At 75.4% G+C, this 1,320-nt stretch carries 2 protein-coding genes; both read left to right on the forward strand.

Annotated elements, in window-relative coordinates:
• Nucleotides 1–959, forward strand: a 959-nt coding sequence (locus AB0G02_RS40660) for an FAD-dependent oxidoreductase (protein ID WP_360806012.1), incomplete at its 5' end; no start/stop codon positions are given.
• 40 nt (nucleotides 960–999) lie between these two features.
• On the forward strand, nucleotides 1,000–1,320 hold a 321-nt coding region (locus AB0G02_RS40665), incomplete at its 3' end, for an acyl-CoA thioesterase (protein ID WP_360806015.1).

A 1,320-nucleotide genomic window follows, 5' to 3' on the forward strand; every position in this document is an offset into this window, starting at 1 on the left:
GCCTGCGCAAGCGCGGCTCGCTGGTGACGGGGGTCGAGCTGCGCGACCGCGTGGACGGGTCCGCGCTCGGGGTGGACGCGACGGTGGTGGTCAACGCGACCGGGCCGTGGCTGGACGCGCTGCGGCGGATGGAGGACGCGTCGTCCGCGCCGAGCATCCGGCTGTCCAAGGGCGCGCACCTGGTGCTGCGGACGGACACGCCGTGGCGTGCGGCGATGACCATCCCGGTGGACGACGTGCGGGTGTCGTTCGCGATCCCGTGGGAGGGGCAGCTCCTGCTGGGCACGACCGACGAGCCCTACGAGGGCGACCCGGCCGATGTGCGGTGCTCGCCGGCCGACGTCGACCAGATCCTCGGTGAGGGGTCCGTCGGCATCTCCCCCGACGCCCTCGACCGGACACGGCTGGCGTACGCGTTCGCCGGGCTGCGGGTGCTGCCCGGCGGGTCCGGCGACACCAGCCACGCCAAGCGCGAGACGGTGATCACCCGCGGGAGCGGCGGCATGATCAGCGTGGCGGGCGGCAAGTGGACCACGTTCCGCCGCATCGGCGCGTCCGTGCTGGCGCGCGTCGGTGAGGCCCTGGGGCGGGACCTGACGCACGCGTTCGACGGCGTGCCGGCCGCGCTGCCCGGCGCGGCCCTCCCCGAACGGGTGAGCGCCCAGCTGGGCCGGGAGCTGCCGTCGCTGCCGGACGACGTGCTGCGGCACCTGGCCACGCACTACGGCACGGTCAGCCACGAGGTGCTGGCGCTGGCGCTGGACGACCCGTCGCTGCTGGACCGCGTGCACCCCGACGGGCCGGACATCTGGGCCCAGGTGGCGCACGCCCAGCGGTACGAGTGGGCGACCGACGTGGACGACGTGCTGCGGCGGCGGACCACCGTCGTGGTGCGCGGGCTCGACACGCCCGCGGTGCGCGAGCGGACGGGCCGGTTGCTGGCCGAGGCGATCGCGTAGCCGGCCGGGTGGTGCCGGTGGGGATCCGCATACTGCTCGCATGCCCTTCACCAGCACCACCCACGTGCGTTGGCCGGACGTGGACCAGAACGGCCACATGCGCACGACCGCGTACCTGGACGCGGCCGAGGACAACCGGGTGCAGTACTTCGCGTCCGCGGGGTTCCCGGTCACCGAGTTCGCCGCCCGGCGCCTCGGCCCGGTCTCCCACGGCGACGACCTCCGCTACCGCGCCGAGATGCGCCTGCTCGACACCGCGGTGGTGGAGCTGCGCCTGGCCGGCCTGGCGCCGGACGGCGCCCGGTTCCGGCTGCACAACCGGATCGTCCGGGCGGACGGCCGCACCGCCGCCACCGTCGTC

Origin of the sequence: Actinosynnema sp. NPDC023658, assembly GCF_040639995.1 — a bacterium.
Lineage (GTDB): Bacteria > Actinomycetota > Actinomycetes > Mycobacteriales > Pseudonocardiaceae > Actinosynnema.